This window comes from Streptomyces sp. NPDC001502 (genome assembly GCF_042894785.1).
GTDB classification, from domain to species: Bacteria; Actinomycetota; Actinomycetes; order Streptomycetales; family Streptomycetaceae; genus Streptomyces; species Streptomyces kutzneri.
Window position 1 is genome coordinate 123,501 of the sequence record NZ_JBIAVW010000019.1, and the last position, 19,757, is coordinate 143,257.

22 protein-coding genes and 1 tRNA gene are annotated in these 19,757 nt (G+C 71.7%); 9 read left to right on the plus strand and 14 right to left on the minus strand.

What is annotated here, in order from left to right:
* Positions 1-608: 608 nt before the first annotated feature.
* Positions 609-2,360, minus strand: a complete 1,752-nt coding sequence (locus ACFY0D_RS29125; RefSeq protein ID WP_390800990.1) for a hypothetical protein — start codon at positions 2,358-2,360, stop codon at positions 609-611.
* 158 nt (positions 2,361-2,518) lie between these two features.
* Here ACFY0D_RS29125 and ACFY0D_RS29130 point away from each other — a divergent pair, with 158 nt between their 5' ends.
* Both ACFY0D_RS29130 and ACFY0D_RS29135 read left to right on the plus strand, forming a co-directional pair.
* Positions 2,519-2,671, plus strand: a complete 153-nt coding sequence (locus ACFY0D_RS29130; protein ID WP_390800991.1) for a hypothetical protein — start codon at positions 2,519-2,521, stop codon at positions 2,669-2,671.
* Between the two features lie 288 nt (positions 2,672-2,959).
* Positions 2,960-3,151, plus strand: a complete 192-nt coding sequence (locus ACFY0D_RS29135) for a hypothetical protein (RefSeq protein ID WP_390800992.1) — start codon at positions 2,960-2,962, stop codon at positions 3,149-3,151.
* 206 nt (positions 3,152-3,357) lie between these two features.
* Here ACFY0D_RS29135 and ACFY0D_RS29140 read toward each other — a convergent pair whose 3' ends face one another.
* Both ACFY0D_RS29140 and ACFY0D_RS29145 read right to left on the minus strand, forming a co-directional pair.
* Positions 3,358-3,528 carry a hypothetical protein gene (locus ACFY0D_RS29140; protein ID WP_390800993.1) on the minus strand — a complete coding sequence of 57 codons (171 nt, stop codon included), beginning with the start codon at positions 3,526-3,528 and terminating at the stop codon, positions 3,358-3,360.
* Positions 3,529-4,175: 647 nt separating this feature from the next.
* Positions 4,176-4,856 (minus strand): response regulator, encoded by a 681-nt coding sequence (locus tag ACFY0D_RS29145; protein ID WP_390800994.1) that lies wholly within the window; start codon positions 4,854-4,856, stop codon positions 4,176-4,178.
* Positions 4,857-5,094: 238 nt separating this feature from the next.
* On the opposite strand from ACFY0D_RS29145, the gene ACFY0D_RS29150 reads away from it, so the two are divergent.
* From ACFY0D_RS29150 to ACFY0D_RS29165, 4 genes are all read left to right on the plus strand, one after another.
* Positions 5,095-6,033, plus strand: coding sequence for an ABC transporter ATP-binding protein (locus ACFY0D_RS29150; RefSeq protein WP_390800995.1), 939 nt, complete (start codon positions 5,095-5,097; stop codon positions 6,031-6,033).
* A 95-nt stretch (positions 6,034-6,128) separates the two neighbouring features.
* Positions 6,129-6,851 (plus strand): ABC transporter permease, encoded by a 723-nt coding sequence (locus ACFY0D_RS29155; RefSeq protein ID WP_390800996.1) that lies wholly within the window; start codon positions 6,129-6,131, stop codon positions 6,849-6,851.
* A gap of 120 nt (positions 6,852-6,971) precedes the next feature.
* Positions 6,972-8,609, plus strand: coding sequence for a sensor histidine kinase (locus ACFY0D_RS29160; protein WP_390800997.1), 1,638 nt, complete (start codon positions 6,972-6,974; stop codon positions 8,607-8,609).
* Positions 8,610-8,692: 83 nt separating this feature from the next.
* Positions 8,693-9,010 (plus strand): DoxX family protein, encoded by a 318-nt coding sequence (locus tag ACFY0D_RS29165; protein ID WP_390800998.1) that lies wholly within the window; start codon positions 8,693-8,695, stop codon positions 9,008-9,010.
* A 641-nt stretch (positions 9,011-9,651) separates the two neighbouring features.
* Here ACFY0D_RS29165 and ACFY0D_RS29170 read toward each other — a convergent pair.
* Positions 9,652-9,822: a hypothetical protein gene (locus tag ACFY0D_RS29170; protein WP_390800999.1), complete on the minus strand. Its 171-nt coding sequence runs from the start codon at positions 9,820-9,822 to the stop codon at positions 9,652-9,654.
* A 357-nt stretch (positions 9,823-10,179) separates the two neighbouring features.
* Between ACFY0D_RS29170 and ACFY0D_RS29175 the strand changes: the two genes are divergently transcribed.
* Positions 10,180-10,253 (plus strand) — tRNA-Met (locus ACFY0D_RS29175).
* A 65-nt stretch (positions 10,254-10,318) separates the two neighbouring features.
* Here ACFY0D_RS29175 and ACFY0D_RS29180 read toward each other — a convergent pair.
* The 4 genes from ACFY0D_RS29180 to ACFY0D_RS29195 all read right to left on the minus strand — a co-directional run bounded on the left by ACFY0D_RS29180 (position 10,319) and on the right by ACFY0D_RS29195 (position 12,459).
* On the minus strand, positions 10,319-10,687 hold the full coding sequence (locus tag ACFY0D_RS29180; RefSeq protein WP_390801032.1) for a fic family toxin-antitoxin system, toxin component: 369 nt from the start codon (positions 10,685-10,687) through the stop codon (positions 10,319-10,321).
* 2 nt (positions 10,688-10,689) lie between these two features.
* Entirely contained in the window at positions 10,690-10,956 is a 267-nt protein-coding gene (locus tag ACFY0D_RS29185; protein WP_390801000.1) for a hypothetical protein, read from the minus strand.
* A gap of 239 nt (positions 10,957-11,195) precedes the next feature.
* Entirely contained in the window at positions 11,196-11,621 is a 426-nt protein-coding gene (locus ACFY0D_RS29190) for a hypothetical protein (RefSeq protein WP_390801001.1), read from the minus strand.
* A gap of 484 nt (positions 11,622-12,105) precedes the next feature.
* On the minus strand, positions 12,106-12,459 hold the full coding sequence (locus ACFY0D_RS29195; protein WP_390801002.1) for an STAS domain-containing protein: 354 nt from the start codon (positions 12,457-12,459) through the stop codon (positions 12,106-12,108).
* A gap of 126 nt (positions 12,460-12,585) precedes the next feature.
* On the opposite strand from ACFY0D_RS29195, the gene ACFY0D_RS29200 reads away from it, so the two are divergent.
* Complete coding sequence (locus ACFY0D_RS29200; protein ID WP_390801003.1) at positions 12,586-12,912, plus strand: MarR family transcriptional regulator; 327 nt, start codon at positions 12,586-12,588, stop codon at positions 12,910-12,912.
* Between the two features lie 535 nt (positions 12,913-13,447).
* On the opposite strand, the gene ACFY0D_RS29205 is transcribed toward ACFY0D_RS29200, so the two are convergent.
* From ACFY0D_RS29205 to ACFY0D_RS29225, 5 genes are all read right to left on the minus strand, one after another.
* Positions 13,448-13,672: a hypothetical protein gene (locus tag ACFY0D_RS29205; RefSeq protein WP_390801004.1), complete on the minus strand. Its 225-nt coding sequence runs from the start codon at positions 13,670-13,672 to the stop codon at positions 13,448-13,450.
* A gap of 1,740 nt (positions 13,673-15,412) precedes the next feature.
* Complete coding sequence (locus ACFY0D_RS29210; protein WP_390801005.1) at positions 15,413-16,165, minus strand: hypothetical protein; 753 nt, start codon at positions 16,163-16,165, stop codon at positions 15,413-15,415.
* Between the two features lie 289 nt (positions 16,166-16,454).
* A complete protein-coding gene (locus ACFY0D_RS29215) occupies positions 16,455-16,637 on the minus strand; it encodes a hypothetical protein (protein WP_390801006.1) in 183 nt (60 codons plus the stop codon).
* A gap of 195 nt (positions 16,638-16,832) precedes the next feature.
* Positions 16,833-17,276, minus strand: coding sequence for a hypothetical protein (locus ACFY0D_RS29220; RefSeq protein ID WP_390801007.1), 444 nt, complete (start codon positions 17,274-17,276; stop codon positions 16,833-16,835).
* 197 nt (positions 17,277-17,473) lie between these two features.
* Positions 17,474-17,638 carry a hypothetical protein gene (locus ACFY0D_RS29225; RefSeq protein ID WP_390801008.1) on the minus strand — a complete coding sequence of 55 codons (165 nt, stop codon included), beginning with the start codon at positions 17,636-17,638 and terminating at the stop codon, positions 17,474-17,476.
* A gap of 323 nt (positions 17,639-17,961) precedes the next feature.
* Between ACFY0D_RS29225 and ACFY0D_RS29230 the strand changes: the two genes are divergently transcribed.
* Positions 17,962-18,933, plus strand: a complete 972-nt coding sequence (locus ACFY0D_RS29230; protein ID WP_390801009.1) for an alpha/beta hydrolase — start codon at positions 17,962-17,964, stop codon at positions 18,931-18,933.
* 287 nt (positions 18,934-19,220) lie between these two features.
* Here the strand turns inward: ACFY0D_RS29230 and ACFY0D_RS29235 are convergent, their stop codons facing one another.
* Complete coding sequence (locus ACFY0D_RS29235; protein ID WP_390801010.1) at positions 19,221-19,679, minus strand: winged helix-turn-helix transcriptional regulator; 459 nt, start codon at positions 19,677-19,679, stop codon at positions 19,221-19,223.
* Positions 19,680-19,757: the final 78 nt, after the last annotated feature.

A 19,757-nucleotide genomic window follows, 5' to 3' on the forward strand; every position in this document is an offset into this window, starting at 1 on the left:
GTCCACATCCTCCAGGCCGGCGCCCGGCGCAGGAGCTCCGACACCTCCGCGGGCGTGAACGCCCGGCCGAGGTCCGCGTCCACGCCGAGCGTGTGCGCGTGCGCGGTGACCTTGCGCCCGCCCTGCGGCGACACGGGGTGGATCACGATCTCAATCCGGTCCGCCTTGCATCCACAGTGCGGCGGGCCGACTCGTACAGCATCCGCAGTGGCCGACGTGGCTGCTCTCGCGGCCGCGAGAGCACGGCAGGACTTGGCGTCCCCTCAGAACCTCTGGAGGGGACGGCGTTTGGGGGAGGGCGGCCGGGACAGACGCGTGGATACCGGAAGCGAACACCTTGCGGGTGGGGCGCTCTCCGGAGCGGGTCCCGCCGCATGCCGCCCTTCCCCCCGGCGTCATGCGGCAGGCCCGCCCGCACGACGGGCTGCCGCCCGGATCCGTACGGCACCCGGACACCCCCGGGTTCCCGGCCCCCTCCCCGGCCGGGGACCCGAGGCCGCCCGGCAAGCCCCCGGCGCCGACGCTCAGACCGCCGCCCCCGGGCAACGGACCCGACGGCAGCAACCCGCCGCATGATCAATATGGAAAGTGCCTGAGCCCTGGGCCGCTCACCCCATCGGGGGGTAGCCGTACATCTGGTCGTACGGCTGGTCGTCCGTCTCACTCGGGGCGACGGGATTTGTCCTCGCATCGTGCACGAGCAGGGAAATGAAAGGGGCCAGGCCCAGGAAGACGCCGCTGCCGGTGAACCACCATCCGGCGGTTGTCAGCCGGGCGTCCGCGAAAGGCCCGGGGGTGTGCTGGAACAGGCCGATGACGATGAGTGCGAGACTGACCAGGACGATTCCCACGAACACCGGCGCCGGCTCGTCGAAGCGGGCCGCCGTGGGCTGCGGAGACGTCCCGGGACCGGCCGCCGCGGGGGGTGGGTCCTTCGGGGGGATCGCGACGCCTGGGGTAGGCGTACCGAAGGCCTCGCCGGCCAGCCCGGCCACCGTCAACCGGGTCGAGCTGCCGTCGCGCTCCTCCAAGTGCTTGAACGAGCGCGCCACGTCCGCGGCGGTCTGCACGGTCTCCAGCAGGTCCAGGAGCTGTTCGTCCCTCTGCCCGGAACTGTCGTTCTCGCTGTTCACCGCGTTGTCCTGGCTGTCCTGCCGTTGCCCCGGGACAGACAGGTCAGCCGCCTCACCGGACTTGTCCGCCGGTTGTCCCGGGACAACCGGCGGCTCGGCCGCCGCAGTGTCGCCACCGGCTGGGGGTTCGAGACCGACCCCCTCGCCAAGCTCGTCGAGCTCCGCGTCCTGGGCCTCCAGCCGCTCCTCGACCACTTCCGGGAACTGCCCGGTCTCCTCCGACCGGGGCAGGGCCTGATCCTCGGCGAGCACGGCCGGCCCAGCCCCCGGCGCCGCATCCCCGCCCAAGTCACGCACCACCGCTTGCCGCTGGACATCTGCGCCGGCAGCCGGCTTGTCCAACACAGGATTGGACACGGATTGGACAGCACCCTGAACAGGGAGGAGGTCACGGATCCCGTCGTCGCCGTCGGGGTCGGGGTCGGGGTCGGGGTCGGAAGGGGCCGTCTGGAGGTCTTCGTCGATCAGGGCCTCGTCTTCGAGGCCTTCGGCGGTGATGTGTTCCAGGCGGGTCTCGAAATCGAAGTCGTCCGGCTCGTCGCGGCGGGCAGGTTCCGGAATCCCCTTCGGGACCACGAGGTCCTGCGCCTCACGCTCCAGGCGGCTGATCTCCTCCTGGGCGGTCAGCGCCTCCGTCGTCCAGAACTCCTGCTGCTCCTCCGCCGTCATCCTGCGATTCCGGGCCCGCTCCTGCTGCACCCGGACACGGCTCAGCCGTTCCTTCGCCTGGCCGAGCTGCCGCTCCACACGTGCCCGCTCCCGCTGGCCGGCCTGCTTCAGGTGGAGCTCCGCGTTCTCCAGCCGGCTCTGCGTGTAGGCGAGCATCGGGCGCAGTTCCGCGAGGTGCTTCTCCGCGTTCGCCGCCAGCGCCTGGTACTTGATGACCTGCTGCAGTGCGTCGTCGCGCCGCTGGTGCGGAGGTACGAGGCCCCCGCCGGACGCGGTGCGCAAGGCGCGGCGCTCCGCGTCGGCCGCGGCCCACAGCTCCCACGCGCGGGTCGCCTTGGCGTTGCGGACGGCGCCGGGCGTGGTGAAGGACTCCACCAGGTTCCCCACGAGTTGTTTCGGGATGAGCTGGGCCCCGTTGAGGTAGTTGCCCCACGTCGAGCTGCTGCGGCCGAACCGGTGCGCCAGCTCACGGACCGTTGCGCCCCGGGTCAGCCGCACCAGGAACAGCGCCAGCCGGCCGCTCGCCGTCTCCTCGTCGATCTCACGCTGCGGAGTCACCGCACCCCTCTCCCGCCGTGCCGTCCAACACCGACCACCCGATGACCAACCCTGCACCCCCTCCCACCAGGCCCAACTACGACCCCCCGCTCTTGGACGGCCCTGTGCCGGTGAATCTCTCCTTACCCCAGTCGGCCCTACTACCAGGGGAGAACACCATGACGCTGTCCACGCTCTACGCCTTCCTCGGCCACGACCTCCTCGGCAACACCCTGGCCGCAGCCCTCCTCACCGGGATCGGATACACAGCCAAGAAGATCCGGGCCAAGGTCCGCAACCGGAACGGCCGAACCCACAACACCCGCCAGTAGCCGGACACGCGGCCCACCGAACACACGGCGGGCCGCGCCGCCGGCTCGGTTGCCCAGGGACACCCCACCCCGGCGCCTCTGCTGCGACGACGTCTGCCGAGCCCAGGCGTACCGGGAGCGCGGGACCGCCGGCCGCATGCGGGGGCTCGGGCTGATGCCGGGTGAAGCGGAGTGGAACGGCGACACCGGCATGGTCCGGCTGCTGACCTGTCCGGTCTGCGGTCGCCTGACCTTCGCCGGAGCAGGCCGCCGTCAGGACACCGTGTACTGCCGGGGCTGGTCAGCGTGGTGGGCGACTTCAACGACTGGCAGCCCGGCGTCCACACCCTCACGCCGCGCAAGGACGGGAAGCGGGCCGTCACGGTCGAGCTGCCCTCCGAGAGCACGCATTCCTTCCGGTATCTGGCGGCCGGGGACTACTGGTTCAACGACGAGAGCGCCGGCGATCGGGACGGCCCCAACAGCCGCCTGCACACCTGACCGGCGCAGCCGGCGTGTCGTACGGCGGCCGCAGGCGTATGAGTCCGCAGCACGTGTGCCGACGGCCCACCACCCCGGGCCGGAATCCGTGTGACGGCCCCGTGGCTTTGTCAGCGAGTCAGTTCGGGAGTCACTGCAGCAGGTCCGTGCAGCGGATCCCGCCACCGGGATGCCACTCCATCACCGGCCCCACCGCGTCGCCGTGCTCACGGCACCCGGCGCTGCAACGCCTCGAAGGACAACCGGCCTGCCTCGGTGTCCCATACGACCAGTTCGCCGTCGAGGACCAGGCCGTGCGGCAACTGTGCCTCGGCGGCCGCCACCAGGTCCGGCCACCGGTCCTGGACCAGCGCTCCGCGGCAGCTCGGCACCAGCACGTGCCCCGGAGCCGGCCGCGGTGAAGAGGAGCGCGCGGTGACCGTCCAGCTTCTGCTCGTACGCCACCCCCGCCCGCAACGCCGCCGGGCCCGGCACGGCTTCCGCGGCCTGCGCCGGCATCGGCTCAACCGGCGGTCTGTCTGAGCGTCACAGGGGCCTCCCTCACGGCTTGCCCGCCCTCTCCCCCATGCCCGAACCTGTGTCCGCGCACCCGACCGGCGCCGTTCCCCAGGCCGGCCGGGCTCCCGCGCCGGCCCGTCCCGCGGCCCGCGGCCCGCGAAGCGTCCGGCGAGACTCAGCCCGCCCGGCGGGCTCCCGATCGCAGGGCCGAAGGCCCGGTCCGGCCCGCGCCGGACGACCCCGCCCGGGCCTACCGTGCGCCCCGCTGCCAAGCCCAAGCCCAAGCCCAAGAAGGGGGAAGGGGCCGGGCCGTACGCCCGCACCGCAGCGCGCGGGAGCCTGTTGGGCCTGTGCGTCCAGCCACAACAGCGGTCGGCCCAGCACCGGGTGGGTTTCGGCAGTTGGGCGGCCGGCCACGGAAGTTCCTTCTGTGGACGCTTCCGTCCGGATCGGCACGCGGATCGGGTTCTTGCGGGCCGCGGATGACCGCCGGGGTACAGCGCTCGGGAAGCGCGGGGAGCCCAGGTCAGCCGCTGCGCGGCGGTGTCAGGCCCGCCTCGTGGGCGGCGACGGCCGCCTCCACTCGGTTGCGGGCGCCCAGTTTCGTCAGGACGGCGCTGACGTGTGCTTTCACGGTGCCCTCGACGAGGTGCAGTCGGCTCGCGATCTCCGCGTTGGACAGCCCTGCGGCGAGCCCCGCCAAGACGTCGCGCTCCCGTTGCGTGAGCCGGTCCAGGGAGCGGTGGGGGTGTGCCGTGCGGTGGGCGCGCATTCCAGCGATGACCCGGCCGGCGACGCGGGGGGAGAGGTAGGCACCGCCGGCGCCGACCGCCCTTACGCCGTTGAGGAGTTCTCTGGGGTCGTCCGCCTTGAGCAGGAAACCGTCAGCGCCTTCCTCAAGTGCTCGGGTGATGTACTCGTCCTGGCCGAAGGTCGTCAGCATGATCACACCGACGGTTGTCGGTTCTCGGCGAAGTCGGGCTACCGCCGTCAACCCGTCGAGGCCTGGCATCTGGATGTCCAGCAGGACCACGTCCGGCCGGTGTCGGCGGGTGAGTGCGAGGGCCTGGTTGCCGTCGCCCGCCTCGGCGACCACGTCGATGTGCGGGTCCCGGGCCAGGATGGCGCATACGCCGGCACGGACCATTGCCTCGTCGTCGGCCACCAGGACACGTACAGGCCGGCCTTTCGGTGTCGTCTCTTCCACGCGAGGAGCCTACGGCCGAGTCACGGCCGTGCCGATGGTGAGCCCCGCGGTTCCGTCCCGGGGCGGAGTGCTCCCCCCGACGAAAGGCAGGATGCGCCTTCCTTTCGGCCCATGGGCGTCGGCGTCGTGCGCTCATAGCGTCCTTGCCGTACGGGGATCGCGGCGGGCTCCCGCCTTCCGTACGCCCTGCTCCGCGTCCCGTGCGCTGAGCCTTCCGACCGACAGCGAAGGGAACTTCGTGATCAGCCTCCGAGGACTGACCAAACGCTACGGCGACACAGTGGCCGTGGACGACCTTACGTTCGACATCCGAGCCGGCCGGGTGACCGGCTTCCTGGGCCCCAACGGGGCCGGGAAGTCCACCACGATGCGCATGATCCTGGGTCTCGACCACCCCACGCGCGGCCGGGCCCTGATCGCCGGCCGGCCCTATGCGGACCTGCGCCGGCCGTTGCGGGCCGTCGGGGCGATGCTGGACGCCCGGGCCGTCCACCCGGCCCGCTCCGGTCGCACGCACCTGCTCGCCCAAGCCCTGGCCAACGGCATTCCGGCACGCCGGGTGGATGAGGTTCTGGAGGCGGTGGGCCTGGCCAAGGCGGCCCGCAGGCCGGCCGGCACGTACTCGCTGGGTATGAGCGGGCGGCTCGGAGTGGCGGGCGCCCTGCTCGGCGACCCGCCCGTACTGATCCTGGACGAACCGGTCAACGGCCTCGACCCAGACGGTGTGCAGTGGATCCGCCGGCTCGTGCGGGACCAGGCGGCGGAGGGGCGCACCGTGTTCCTCTCCAGCCATCTGATGAGCGAGATGGAGGTGACGGCCGATCACCTTGTCGTGATCGGGCGGGGACGGCTGCTGAGCGACTCCTCCCTGGCGGCGTTCCTGGCCGCCGCATCGCCTGCCTCGGCACGGGCCTCGGTGCCCGACCCGGAAGGGCGGTCCACGCTGGTCGGTTGTCTGACGGCGGCCGACGGCGTGAGCGTGGAGACGTCCGCGTCGGGGGAGCTCGCCGTGGACGGCATGAGCGCTGCCGAGGTCGGTGACCTTGCCCACCACTGCAGCGTGCGGCTGCACGCGCTGAGCGACGTAAGGGTTTCGCTGGAGCAGGCGTACATGAACCTGACCGCGCGGAGCGTCGAGTACGTGTCCGGCGCCACTGAGGAGAGGGGACAGCAGTGATCACCGCGACATCGTCCGGGAAGCGGACGGTTGCGCTGTCGCTGGAGGAACACGAGGTTCCAGGACGGAGCACATCTGGTGGTTTCGCCGGGGCCTTGGCATGCGAGTGGACGAAGCTCTGGTCCGTCCGGGCCCCCTACCTCTGTCTTCTGGCGGGGCTCGCGGTCACGGCCGTGTTCACGTTCTACTACGCCTCGATCGCCCGCATCAACGAACAGGCGGTCCAGCCCGTGGGGAACGCGGCGGCCGCCTCCGTCGTCGTCACCCAGTTCGCTGTCGTCATCCTGGCCACGGTCGCGGTGACCTCCGAGTATTCGACGGGGACCATGCGGGCCTCCCTGCTGTGGGTGCCGCGACGGCATCGGGTCCAGGCGGCGAAGGCGCTGGTGACGGGCATGGTCGCATTCCTCGCTGGTGCCGTGTTCGCCGTGGTGGGCACGGTCGTTGCCTGGGTGGCATTCGACGGTCGGGCCTCGTTCGACGCCGGCACGGCCGTCGGTCAGATCCTCTCGATCGGGGTCTATCAGGCGCTCGTGGCCGTACTCACCGTCGGTGTGGCCTTCTCCGCGCGGCACCCGGCCGGCGCACTGTCGACCCTCGCCACACTGCTGTGGGCGCTGCCGAGCGTACTCCTGGGGCTCGGCGGCGACGCGCTCGCGGCCGTGAACGACGCTCTGCCGTACGGAGCGGGCGACCACTTCACGCGTGTCGGCGGCGACGCCCCGTACTCCTCGGCGACAGCCGTCCTCATCGTGGCCGCGTGGTCGGCGGTGGCGCACGTGAGCGGCCTGTACGTGCTGCGCCGCAGGGACGCCTGACAGTGCGTCAGCGCGGTCCGGGCGCCTGCCGACGGCCGGGCACCGGCGGGCGCCAGGCGCACGTCCCGGAGAATCGACGCAAGCACGTCCCGACACCCGGCCGAAAGGACTCCACGCACCATGCGGCACCCTCGCATCCCCCCGGCCAGGCTCGTTCTCGCCGACGGGGCGCTGTGGACCGTGCTCGCCGCCGCCACCGGATACGGGTTCCGGGACGCAGGCGGGGCCGCCTCGCCGGTGGTGGACCTGCTGCTTCCCCTGGCCGTGCTGGCGGTGACCGTACCGCTGTCCCGCAGTCGGCCGGCGGTGGCGGTGCTCGTCGTCAACGGGTTGTGCGCACTGGGGCTGGCCGATTCCGCGACCCCGGCCAACGCCCATGTCCTGTCGCTGGCCGCGCTGAGCTGTCTGCTCGGTCTACGGGTCACACGGGCCCGGGGACCGCTGGTGGTGCTCGCGGCGTGCCTGGGGTTCGACGTCGCGGTCTGCGCCGTGCTGCGGGTGCCGGCCGTGTGGTGGTTCTACACCCTGACGGCGATACCCGCCGCGCTCCTGCTGCCGTGGCTGGCGGGACGCCACTGGCGCGGTCGGCGTGAACTCGTGCGGGACGGATGGAGGCTGGCCCAGAGCCTGGAGGAGCGCCAGCACCTCGTCGCGGAGCGGGCCCGGCTGACCGAACGCGCGGACATCGCGGCCGACATGCACGACTCACTCGGGCATGTCCTGAGCCTGGTCGCCCTGCGCGCCGGCGCCCTGGAACTCTCCCCCGATCTCACCGACCGTGATCGCGCCGACCTCGCCGAGCTGCGCGGCACGATCGCCGACGCCGTCGAGCAGCTGCGGCAGACCGTCGCTGTCCTGCACGAACCGCGGGAGGCAGGAACCGGGACACCGGAGGGCGCGGGCGGGTTGTCCGTCAAGGACACGGTCGCGGACCTCCTCGGCCGGGCGGCCGCTTCCGGGGTGCCGGTGAGCTGGGAACAGCGTGGAGCGGTGCCCGTCCTGCCACCACTGGTCGAACGCGGGATGTACCGGGTGGTGCAGGAAGCCCTCACCAACGCCGTGAAGCACGCCCCGAGCCGCGCCATCAGTGTGAAAATCCACCACGCAACCGACCACACCCGCGTGAGCGTCGTGAACGCCGCCGCGTGGGACGGGCGGGCCGAACAGGCAGGCGAGCAGGCGCCTACAAGCGGAGGCCGGGGACTGACAGGGCTTCGGGAACGGGTGGTGGTCCTCGGCGGCACCTTGCGCACCGGCCCGCACCAGGGCGGTTTCCGTGTCACCGCCGTCCTCCCCCACCAGGCCCCGGCCCGCCCGCTGACGCAGGCAGCCGCCACCGGGCGCAGCGGGCACACCGACCACCGCGCCGCCCCGGAATCCGCCGAACGGCTCGCCTCGGTGCGGCGCACCGCCCGGCGCCGCACCGTTGCCGCATTCGCGGCGCCCGTCACCGCAGCAGCGTTCTTCGTCCCGGCCGCCGTCTATCTGGCCTGGCAGCTGACGACGGGCGTACTCCCGCCGTCCCGGTTCGACGCCCTGGAGCCAGGACGACCCCGCGCCGAGCTCAGCCGTCTACTGCCGGCCAGCACCTTCCCGTATCCGCCCGACCACGCCCGTTCCGCACCCCGGCCGCCGGGTACCAACTGCCAGTTCTACCGCTCCGGTCGCGACCTGCTGGACCAGGTGGACCTCTACCGGCTCTGCTGGTCCGACGGGGTTCTCGTGGCCAAGGACACCCTGGAGGCAAACCGGAACTGACGGGTGGCCGCCTGGGTGAAAACAAGAGGAGGCCGCCCTCCCCCTGGCCCAGGCGGTCCTCACGCCGGCCGTCGTCACCCTTTTTGACCGCTGTCCGGGTCGGCTTCTTTGGCCTGTCCCTGATGCGCAGAGCCCCATTCGTGGTCGAACCCCTGGTCCAGTACGGGGTGCCCCGATCCTGGTGGACCCCGCTCGCCCTGGCCAAGTTCGCCGGCGCGGCCGGTCTGCTGATCGGGTTGGCGGTGCCCGTGATCGCGTTGCTGGCCGGGGCCGGCCTGGTGCTCTACTTCCTCGGCGCTGTCGTCACCGTGCTGCGGGCCCGCTCGTACAAGACCGTCGCCTTCCCCCTGCTCTACCTGGCTCCGGTCACGGCCACCCTCGCCCTGGTCCTCACTGCCTGACACCCGCGCGACGCGACTCGGGCCGAGCCGATACGAGGCGTCGAACACGGGCTGCTGGCCCTGCTCCGGGCGGGCCGCGGCGTGCAGCGTCACCCCGGCCAGGATGTCGGCCGGCCGGCGCCGGCGCAGCCGGTCCACCGAGCGGGAGACCTTCCGTTCGTCGTAGGTGGCATCGAGCTGGGCCACTGATCGCTCCTCGGGCCGGGAGGGCAGGAGATCACTCCACCCGAACCTGACGGAACGCAATCCCCCCGTGCGCAGAGAGTTGATTCGGCTGGAACTGGCCGCCCCAAGCCTGAATCCAGCCCGGGGCGCCACCCACCCACCCACCCGGGGCGATGAGGAATGCCGGGCGGAAGTCCTGCCCGGCTTCACCATCCACGGGATGGACGTCGGCAGATGGCCTGCCGAACAGCGGAAGCCGGAGATGCCGCAGGGCCCACGCGGAACAGCTGGAGGACGGTACCGTGGGTCGAGCTCGCCGTGTTCCTGCCGAACACCAAGACCAGGCGTGCCCCCGCCACCTGCAAGTTCGTCACCCCTGTCGGCCCCGGGCCCGGGTGGGCGGCGTAGCCACGCTGGGGGCACTACGGGGGGTCGTGGCCGAGCCTCCGCTCACGCCTCGGCCGACGCGGCAGGGTTCAGGCCTCGGTCTGCCCTGCGCCCGGCAGCGGCTTCACGATCGTGTGGGTGATGACCTGTCCCTCGATGAACTTCTTCTCGAGAGTCTGCCGACCCTGCTGGCCGGGCTTCGCGGCCTGCTGGGTGTCGGCCTCGTCGGATGCGGCCTCGGTGGGCTGGTCGTCGGACATGAGCGTTCTCCTTCTGAGGGTCGTACTCGGATCGGGCGTAGCCGATCTACCCCACCGACCGCCGGGAGCAATCAATCGATTACCGGCCATGGCGGGCGGGGCGTTGGCCTGGAATGTCGTGCCCGCCCAGCCCCGCCCGGTGCCGGCGGCCCGGGAATCCGGCCACCCCGTAGAGGACGATCCACTCGTACTCCGACCACTCCCCCGACAGGGCTTCGCCGGCTGCCTCATCGATCGCGGCTTCTTGCGCTGGGTCAGGTGCGGCAGCTGCCTCAGGTGCCGGGCGACGGTGCGTGCCCTCACCCTCGCCGATCTTCTGCATGCGGGCGGCCGGCAGCAGCCACAGGCGTGAGCCGACGCGGAGTGGGGCAGCGCGGTAGCTCGCTGGGCTCATAACCCAGAGGTCGCAGATTCAACCCCTGTCCCCGCTACTGCGCAGAAGGGCCCGGCACGTCGGGCAGTCGTTGCCCGGGCGCGGACGGGGCAGTGCTTCCGCCTATCGCCAGGTGCGCAGGAGTTCGGCGATGCGTGCGGTGGTGGTGCGGGGGTCGTACAGCTCGTGGGCGAGGGCGGTGAGCTGTTCGCGGCTGGGGTCGGCGGGGATGCCGCTGGCCGTGAGGTACATGACCGCCGTTGCGCAGGCGACCGTGAGGTTGGAGCGTTCCAGCCAGCGGCAGCGGCCCAGGGTGTGGACGAGGGCTGCGGCCCGGGCGTAGGGGCCGCCGTAGACGGGCTGTTCGAGGAGTTCGGCGCGGTGGCGGGCGACGGCGGCGATCGGGACCCCGAGGTCGTCGGGGGCGGGGTCGCGGTGACCGGAGCGTTCGGCGATTTCCAGGATCCAGGTGAGGTCGACGTGCAGGGACATGCTCACGCAGCCGCGCCCCGGCTGTTCCGCACGGTCGGACGGTGCTGGTCGTCGAGTTCGTCTTCCAGGTTCTGCAGGAAGTCCCCGTGGGTGTCGAGGAGCCGTTGGGCGGCGGCCATACCGGCCGCGCGGGCGCCGGTGGTGTCCTCGGTGATCAGACGCTGTACGTACTGGTTGAAATCCAGGCCGCGGGCGGCTGCGGCATCTTTCCCGGCGGCCAGGATGTCGGGCTCCAGCCTGAGCTGGGTCTGCTTCTTCGCGCTGCTCATACCAGCAAGGTAGCAGGGTGGTAGCACAGAGGGAACCCGGCGCTTGTCACCGCCGGCCGTCTCCGTGCCGGCGCCGGCGGACGACGAGCATGGCCGCGCCCGGGCCCGGCCGGCTCGATACCCGGGCCGCTCTCCCGCCGCCCGAGGGCCTTCCCGCACCGCGGCCGGCGCGCTCCGCCCGCCCTCCGGACCGGGTAAACCTGATTCCGGATCAATCACCCATAAGGGACGCCTTATTGCTAAACGCCGTGGGTACGTTCCGGACGACCAACCAGGTCAGGAAAGCCGAGAGAGGCACCACCCATGAGTTCAGGCACCGTCCTGGGTGACAAGCTCGACCGCTCCTTCGACATGCTCGACGCCGACGGCGACGGGCACATCCGGGAGGCTGACCTCAGCTGCTCGGCCATCTCGACCAGGAGCGCGGCCAACGGCTCGGGCAGCGGCACGGCCGCCTCGCGGACGACGGACAGGTGCACGGTCCAGTCGGCCAGAGGTCCCGCGAGGTCGACGTCTGCTTCGTACAGGGACTGGTCGCCGATCGTGTCCCAGTCCAGGCGATACGGAACCGGGCCCCATCCACATGCGCACACCGCCCGGAGGGCCTCGGCGCGCGGGCGGCGGGCCCGGCCGTCGTAGGCCGACCAGTGCGTGGTCGACGGCACCGCCGAACCGCTCCCGACATCGAAGTACACCGGACCCGGCTCACCGCCGCCGACGAGTGCACCCGCCGCGCCCGCATGCGGCGTGTTTCCGGGTCTGCGGGTGCGGCGGTCAGGCGCAGGCGGGTCTCGAAGAACCGGCCGACGGCCTTCTCGGCGTCCTCCCGCAGCGGCATCAGGTACGGACCCGGCGCCGAGGAGGGTGCGGGGTCCGGGGTGCGGGCCGTGTGGACGGCCTGTCGCAGCGCCCGCCGGGAGCGGGCCGGGACGGGTATGCCGCGGGAGGCGTCGAGCAACGCGGCGGCCAGGACGGTTTCGGTCAGGCCGGCCCCTGCGGCTGCGGCGGACAGGATGGTCTCGGCCTCGCGGGCCGTGGCTGGGGTCGTCGCCATGAGCGTGCCCACGGGGCGGCCGTGGTGGGCTTCGCGGCTTCGGGCGAGGGGGACGGGCGCGGTCATGGGGATCACCTGCTTTCGAGCGCACGCGTTCAGGTGAGGAGGGAGCGGGTGTCGGTGAGGTCCAGGAGCCGCTCGACCCGGCGGCCGGCCGCCGTGATGTGCAGGCTGCGACCGGCCTGGAGGGCGGCGTGGCGGGCGGTCAGGAGGGTGTTGAGGCCGGCGCAGTCGCAGAAGGTCACCCGCTCCAGGTCCACGAGGAGGGTGGCGCGTTGGGAGAAGAGGGCGGCCAGGAGGGCCTCACAGAGGAACGTGGCGTTGTCGAAGTCGATCTCGCCGCTCACCACGACCTGGGCCGTGCCGGGCCGCGGGCCGGGGGTCACCCCGACCTCCAGGCCGGCTGCTCCCGGCAGGTCGGGGCGCTCGTCCTGAACGGTCCCGCTCATCGCTGCCTCCCCACACCTTCTGGGGCCCGTTTCTGCTTCCACCAGCATCGTCGGCAACCATCCGACATACGTCAAGAAATACGTGAAAAACAGGACGTATATACAAAACGGGCGCATGCTGAAGACATGCGCGACGAAGGACTCTCCGGCGGGTCGTGGACGTTCCTGACCAGCCACGCCCGCGTCCTGCTCGCCCTCGCACGCGATCCCGAAGTACGCCTGCGGGAGGTCGCCGAGACCTGCGTACTCACCGAGCGGACCGTCCAGGCGATCGTCGCGGACCTGGAGCAGGAGGGATACCTCACCCGGGTACGCCGCGGCCGCCGCAACCGCTACCGCATCAGCCCCGGGGCACAGTTCCGCCACCCCGCCGAGGCGGGCCGCGACATCGCGGGGCTCCTCGCCCTCTTCGCCGACGACCCGCCTGCGGCCCGGACACCACGGCGGACCTGACCGACACCACGGCAGCCCCGGGTCCGAACGGCGTCGGCCCCGACCGGCCTACGCCTCCCGCCTCCCGCCTCACGGCGGGCGGTGCGGTTTCGCGCGTGGCGCGGTGGCAGGGCGACAAGAGGTCCACGCACGCGGGGCCCGGCCGGTCGACGAAGCCACCCCGGCCGGGCCCCGCCACGGATGCCGGGACACGGATGCCGGGATACTTCGCATTCCCCCGCGCGCCTGCGGCCCGCACCACAGCCGGGAGCACTCCCCCCGTTCACGCCGCCGGGCGGGTGGCCGGCCCGCGTGGGATGTCATCAGCCGCATGCACACCTGGCCGGCCCAACCGGCGTGACGTGCGGCGGCCGTGGGCGTTGAGTCCACAGCACGTGTGCCGCCGGCCCCACCACCCCGGGCCGGAATCCGTGTGACGGCCCCGCCAGACCCGACCGGCGGCGGGGCCGTCGCCACCTCCCCGGCTGCTCTGCGGTTCATGACGGAACGGCCACCCCCTCGCCTGCGAGAGCACGCCCCAGGGTGGCAGGCGGCTTCAGATGTCGCCGGTCCACACCTCGGGGCCGCCACCCTCCCACCGGACCGGCCCGTCCTCGGACAGATCCACATCCTCCAGCCCGGCCCGGCGCAGGAACTCCGACACATCCCCGGGCGTGAACGCCCGGCCAAGATCCGCGTCCACGCCGAGGGCGTGGACCGTGACCTTGCGCCCGCCCTGCGGCGACACGGGATGGATCACGATCTCCGTCCGGTCCGTCATACATCCACAGTGCGGCGGACCGGCCGGCACGGCATCCGGGGCCCCACCCCTGCCGCAGCGTTCACGTGGCGCGAGAGTGCACCCGTCCTTGACGCCCTCTCAGAAGCCTTGGAAAGGCAGGGGGGTTTGAGGGGAGGTTGGTCGGGTTAAACGCGTGGATGCCGGAAGCGCACACCGTGGGGGTTGGGCTTCCGGAGCGGGCCCCGTCCCCGTGACGCCCCTTCCCCCTGGCGTCACGGGGCAGGCCCGCCCGCACAACGGGCTGCCGCCCGGATCCGTACGGCACCCGGACACCCGACGCCCCGGGCTCCTCCCCGGCCGGGGCGCCCGGGCGGCCCGGCAAGCCCCCGGCGCCGACGCTCAGACCGCCGCCCCCGGGCAACGGACCCGACGGCAGCAACCCGCATGATCGATGTCGATGAGTTCGGGAGCCACCGGACGTGGCCGCGGTCATCTGCTCTGCTCGTACGGTACAGGCGCAGATGCGTGCAGCGGATCCCGCCTTCGGGGTGCCACTCCACCACCGGCCCCGCCGCGTCGCCGTGCTCGGCGCACCAGGAAACAGGGACTACGCCGCCGCAGTCGTGCCGCTTGCATACGCAGGCCGCGCCCGGCCCCGGGTACGCGATGCCGTGGCGGACCACCCCACCCGTCGGCCCTGACGCGGCGGTGCTGCAGGCAGGCCGGCCGGTCGGCTGGCGGACCCGATACGAACGCGAGGCTGGACGTGAGCTGCAGGGCAGCCCCGGCCTGGGACGGCTGGTCGGCCGACGGCGTCGCCCAGGACACCGTGCGGTGCACGGGACACCGTGCGGACCAGGAGACATCCGTTGCCCGCGTAAAGGGCCCCGACCGGCCCGGGGGGAGAGGGCCTGGTCGGGGCCCCGACCGGCCCGGGGGGAGAGGGCCTGGTCGGGGCCGCGCCCCGACCGGCGGGGGGGTGCCGGGCGGAGCGGTCAAGGCGTGGGGACGGGAAGGGCGGTCGCCTCGCGGCGGAGCGCTCTGAGGGGCTTCAGCCGAACGATCTTCCCCACAGGCATAGGTCGGGCCCGGGGACACAGTCCCTTCCCGCACCCCACAGGTGAATGAACGGTCAACCAAACCGGAATGTTCCCACCCGCCGGAAGCCCGGCTCTCCACCCCGGTCAGAAGGCAACAGGAACGCCCAGACCGACAGCGACAGCCGCACGCCGGCACCCCGCACGGACGGCAACCAGCTCGGCCCGCACATCCGTACCCGGCCCCTCACCCACAGCCGCGAAGGCCCTGGCGGCCGCCGCGTGCAACTCTGCCCGCGCCGTCGCACCGTCGCCCCCGGGGAGCACCGTGAGTTCGGCGGCGTCCGCGACCGCGGCGACCAGCCGCGCCACCTCCGCCGGCCCCGACACCGACCGGTGGACGTGGACGCCGAGCATCCCGGGCACCCACCCTGCGAGGGCACCCCGGATGTACTCGCACAACCCGTCGACACCCGCATGCGGGCCCTCAGGCGCGTGACCGGCGCTCATCACCCCATGGTCACCGCCACCACCGACAACACGCCTCGGCAGAGGCTCTGCGACGGCAGGGGCGGAACACGTGAGCAGACCGCCACCCCTCGGCGCCCCAGAAGACGGCGGCCCGGAAGAAGAGCTCCTTCGAAGCGCCTGAGGCCGGATCCGCCCGGGCCGCCTCAGTCACCACTACGGCTGACCTGTCGCAGCGAAGCCTGAGCGCTCTCAAAGGAGTGTGAGCGTTGATCTACTGACGGAGGGCGCGTGACGACGCTTGCCCCACCTTCGGCTCGGGCTCCGGCTCGCTCTTCGGCGGCGGCGCCGACAGGTCTTGGAAGGGCAGCCACACCCGGTGCTTCGCGTCTGACTCACAGCATTCGTCGTAGTGGACGCCAACCTTGAAATCGCTCGGCTTCACCGACTCCGGGAGCGGAGCCTCCAGTCGGCAGCTCATGATCAGTCGGCCGTTCGGCGGGAAGTTGGTTCCGTCGCCGTCGTTACGCAGTTCCTCGCAGCCGCTGTAGAACGAGCCGGAGGACAGCTCGCACAGGCCGACACCTTCAAGGGGAAGACAGTCGGGGAACTTCGACGGTCTGACGAAGAAGGCGAAACCGTAGTTGTGACCCACCCACAGGCTGTTCGGAGATGGGATCTCAGGGCGGCGGTCGTCGGTGACGGTCATCTGCACCGTCAGCGTCACGTGCACCTCGCCGGGCTTGTCGTACTGCCCCCCGGAACCCTTGACGTCCACGGAGTAACCCCGCCAGGCATACCCGTAGCGCCAGTCGTCGATCGTGACAGGTGTGAGCCTGGGCGTGACCGGTGTGGGGGACGGCGCACTGGGCGTGGGCACAGAGACCGACGGCGTCGGGCTCGGAGAGGGAACCTCCTGCGTTGCCGTGGCCGAAGGCTTCGCGCCGTCGGCCTTGCTCCCTGATGGGGCGGCGCACGCGGTGGCAGTGACGAGTACGGCGGCGGCCGCGAGGGTGCGGTGACGCACGATGCCCCCTGGTTGTGAACTTGCGGTTGGCGAAGCGTAGCGAGACTGAGGAAGGCGCTCACCCTCTTCCGCCAACTCGGCTCTCCGCTCATGCCGGCGCGGCGCCCAGTCAGTGAGTGACGACCACTGGTGGACCCTGCCCTGAAGCCGGATCCGAGCAGACCCGGGCTGCAGGAGCGCCGTCAGGACTCGCCGCCGACCGGAGCGCTGCCCGCCGGCACGACGCAGCATGCGGAGGACTGCCCCGGTGCCGCCGTCTCCTACGAGAGGGTGTCGTAGCGGCTCGGGTTCAGGCGAGACGGGAGCCGAGGCGGACGCGCATCTCCCCGGCGGCGCGGCGGACCTCCTCGGGCTGTGCGTCGTCGTCGAGCATCCCGAGGAGAACCATCAAAGCCCTCGCCTCGTCCCCGCTGATCAGTTTCAGGCGCGGCCCGGTGACCCCGTCGAGGAGCACGTCCAGCATCTCGTCCATGCCCGGAACAACGCCGGGCCGGCCGGTCCGTCACCCGGCATTGCGGTCGTCCGGGCAAGGCAGGCCAAAGCCCCTGTCGGGCCGGCGGGCCCGACAGGGGCTGATCAGCTGTACGAAGGCTTCACTGTGTGACCGAACCCGGCACGGGGAGTTACGCTGCCGTGTCTCAGGCTCAGCCGGAAGCGGAGCCTGCGACTACGCACCGGCCGGAACCTCCGTCTTCGGGGTCTCCTTGGCCGGGGTTTCCTTGGCCGGGGTTTCCTTGGCCGGGGTCTCCGTCTTCGGGGTCTCCTTGGCCGGGGTTTCCGTCTTCGGGGCGGGCTTTTCGGGCTTGTGCTCGCAGTACACCGTGCCCTGGTAGAACTTGCAGCCCGGCATGTTCTTCACGTCCTTGACCTTGCCGTGCTTCCTGTCCTGGTTCTTCCTGCCGTGCTTCTCACCCTTGTGGCCTCGGTTGTCCTTCTCGCCCTTGCCCCCATGACCGCTCTTCGCGTGGTCGGCAACCAGCGTGGCCGCCTCACCGACCTGCGGCGTGGCCGGCGCAGCGAATGCACTGGTGGGCAGCAGCACGCCTCCCCCGACAAACGCGGCCGAGACGGCGAGCATCGAGAAACGCTGCTTCCGGGAAGTGCGAGCCATGAGAATTACTCCAAGTAAAAGGGGGGCGGGGACCGAAGAACAGTGGCGAAATGTCTGCTTTGTCCTTCTGCTAAAAGACTGGCCCCCGCACTTCACGACGCTGTCCGCCGACTGTCACAGGCGCGTGACAGGCCCCCCTGCCCGGCCGGCACCGGTTCGACCCTCGGTGTCCCCGACGACCGGTTCGCCATCGAGGATCAGGCCGTGCGGCAGGCGGCCGACACCATGTCCGGCCACCGGTCCTGGACCAGCGCTCCGCGGCGGGTCTGCACCAGCACCGTGCTGCCGGGGCCGGCCGCGGTGAACAGCAGCGCCGCCCGGTGACCGTCCAGCTCTGCTCGTACGCCCCCCGCCCCGCCCACAGTGCCGCCGGGCCCGGCACGGCTTCCGCGGCCTGCGCCGGCATCGGCTCCAGGGCAGGGAGCGAACAGCCGCCAGACCGGGATCAAGCTGGAAACGGCCTGCCCCCAGGCGCGTGGGCGCCCATATTTCGGGCCTTTCACCAGATATGGTCCCGGAGTGCACCGAATCGTGCGGGCCCACGTCGGCCCCCGGTGCGCCGCCGGCACGCCGTGCAGGGTGGGACGGGCGGGGTGCGCTCCTGGTCCGTGTCCGGCTTCTCCTGCCCTTCAGCGTGACGTGCACACCAGCTGGAACGAGACCATCGCAACGTCAGGAGTCGCACATGCCCCACGCCATCGAGCCGGTTCAGCCGGTGCTGGAGCCCGCGGCCGCGGCCCTCGCGGAGGCAACCGCACATCCGCCCTACCTGTTCCAGATGGCTCCGGCGGAGGGCCGCAAGGCGGTCGACGAGCTGCAGTCCGGCGATATCGCGAAGCCCGCGGTCGACGAGGAGTGGATCACCGTCCCGGGCGGCCCCACGGGCAGCGTCCGGGTCCGCATCGTCAAGCCCGCCGGCGCAGCCGGCACGCTCCCGGTCGTCCTCTACATCCACGGCGCCGGCTGGGTGTTCGGCAACGCCCACACCCACGACCGACTGGTGCGCGAACTCGCCGTCGGCGCGAACGCCGCGGTCGTCTTCCCCGAGTACGACCTGTCCCCCGAGGTCCGCTACCCGGTCGCCATCGAACAGAACTTCACCGTCGCGCAGTGGGTGGTGGCGCAGGGCGCCACCCAGGGTCTGGACGCCTCCCGCATCGCCGTGGCGGGCGACTCCGTCGGCGGGAACATGACCGCCGCACTCACCCTCATGGCCAAGGAACGCGGCGGCGTTCCGCTGGTCCAGCAGGTGCTCTTCTACCCGGTGACCGACGCGAACTTCGACACCGGCTCCTACGACCAGTTCGCCACCGGCTACTACCTGCGCCGCGACGGCATGCAGTGGTTCTGGGACCAGTACACGACCGACGAGGCCCAGCGCGCCGAGATCACCGCCTCCCCGCTGCGCGCCACCACCGAGCAGCTCGCCGGCCTGCCGCCGACGCTCGTCATCACCGGTGAGGCCGACGTCCTGCGCGACGAGGGCGAGGCGTACGCGAACAAGCTGCGCGAGGCCGGCGTACCGGTCACCGCGGTCCGCCTCCAGGGCGCCATCCACGACTTCGTCATGCTCGACTCCCTGCGCGAGACCCACGCCGCCGAGGCGGCGATCAACCTGGCCGCGCGCACCCTGCAGGCCGCCCTGCACACGGCCTGACCGCGCCACCGAGAGCGGCGTCGGGCCGCGCGGGACAGCCGCCCTGGCCCGACGCCGCCGATCGGCCGACCTTCACCCGGTCACCGGCGAAGGACTCACCGGTGCAACTGCGGGCCCCTAGGGGCCTGTACGGGCAGGCGATGTGCAGCGACGGCCAGGTCGCCCGGCCATGGCCGTCCGGGCGAGTCCGAGGCGGAGACAGGCCAGGCGAGGACGCCCGGGGTGTCCGCTGGCGGCATCCAACGCCTGCCCTCCGGCACCGCCGGCCGGAGGGAAAGCCGGCACGCTCAGTGTTCGCCGTCGAGACGGTGAAGCTGTTGAGGGCCGGGGGCGGTCAGCTGCCTCGCTTGACCTGTCGCGCTCAGCCGCTCAGTGGCAGGCGTTCCGCCGGCCGGCAGCCGCTGTGTGATCCGGTCGAACAAGTCCGTCAGTGGCTCACCGACGTCCTGGCCGAACTCGGTCAGCCCGTAGGTGACTTGGGGTGGCGTCGTCGGCTCGACCTCCCGCCAGACCAGGCCGTCCTGGACCAGTGCGCGCAGTGTCTGAGCGAGCATCTTCTCGCTGATGCCCTGAATGCTGTCGCGCAGCTCGAAAAACCGAAGGTCGTTGCTCCGCAAGGAGATCAGCACCCAGACACCCCACCTGCTGGTGACGTGGTCGACCACGTCGCGCGCAGGGCACTGAGTGTGAAACACCTCATACCGAGTGCCCGCCTCGGCCTGCGTCAGCTGCGCGCCTTCCCTCATGTCCGGAGCTTACCTCTGGGTATGTCCTTACGGAAAGTAAGTCGGACTCCTAGCGTCAATTGCAGCAGTGCACAACGG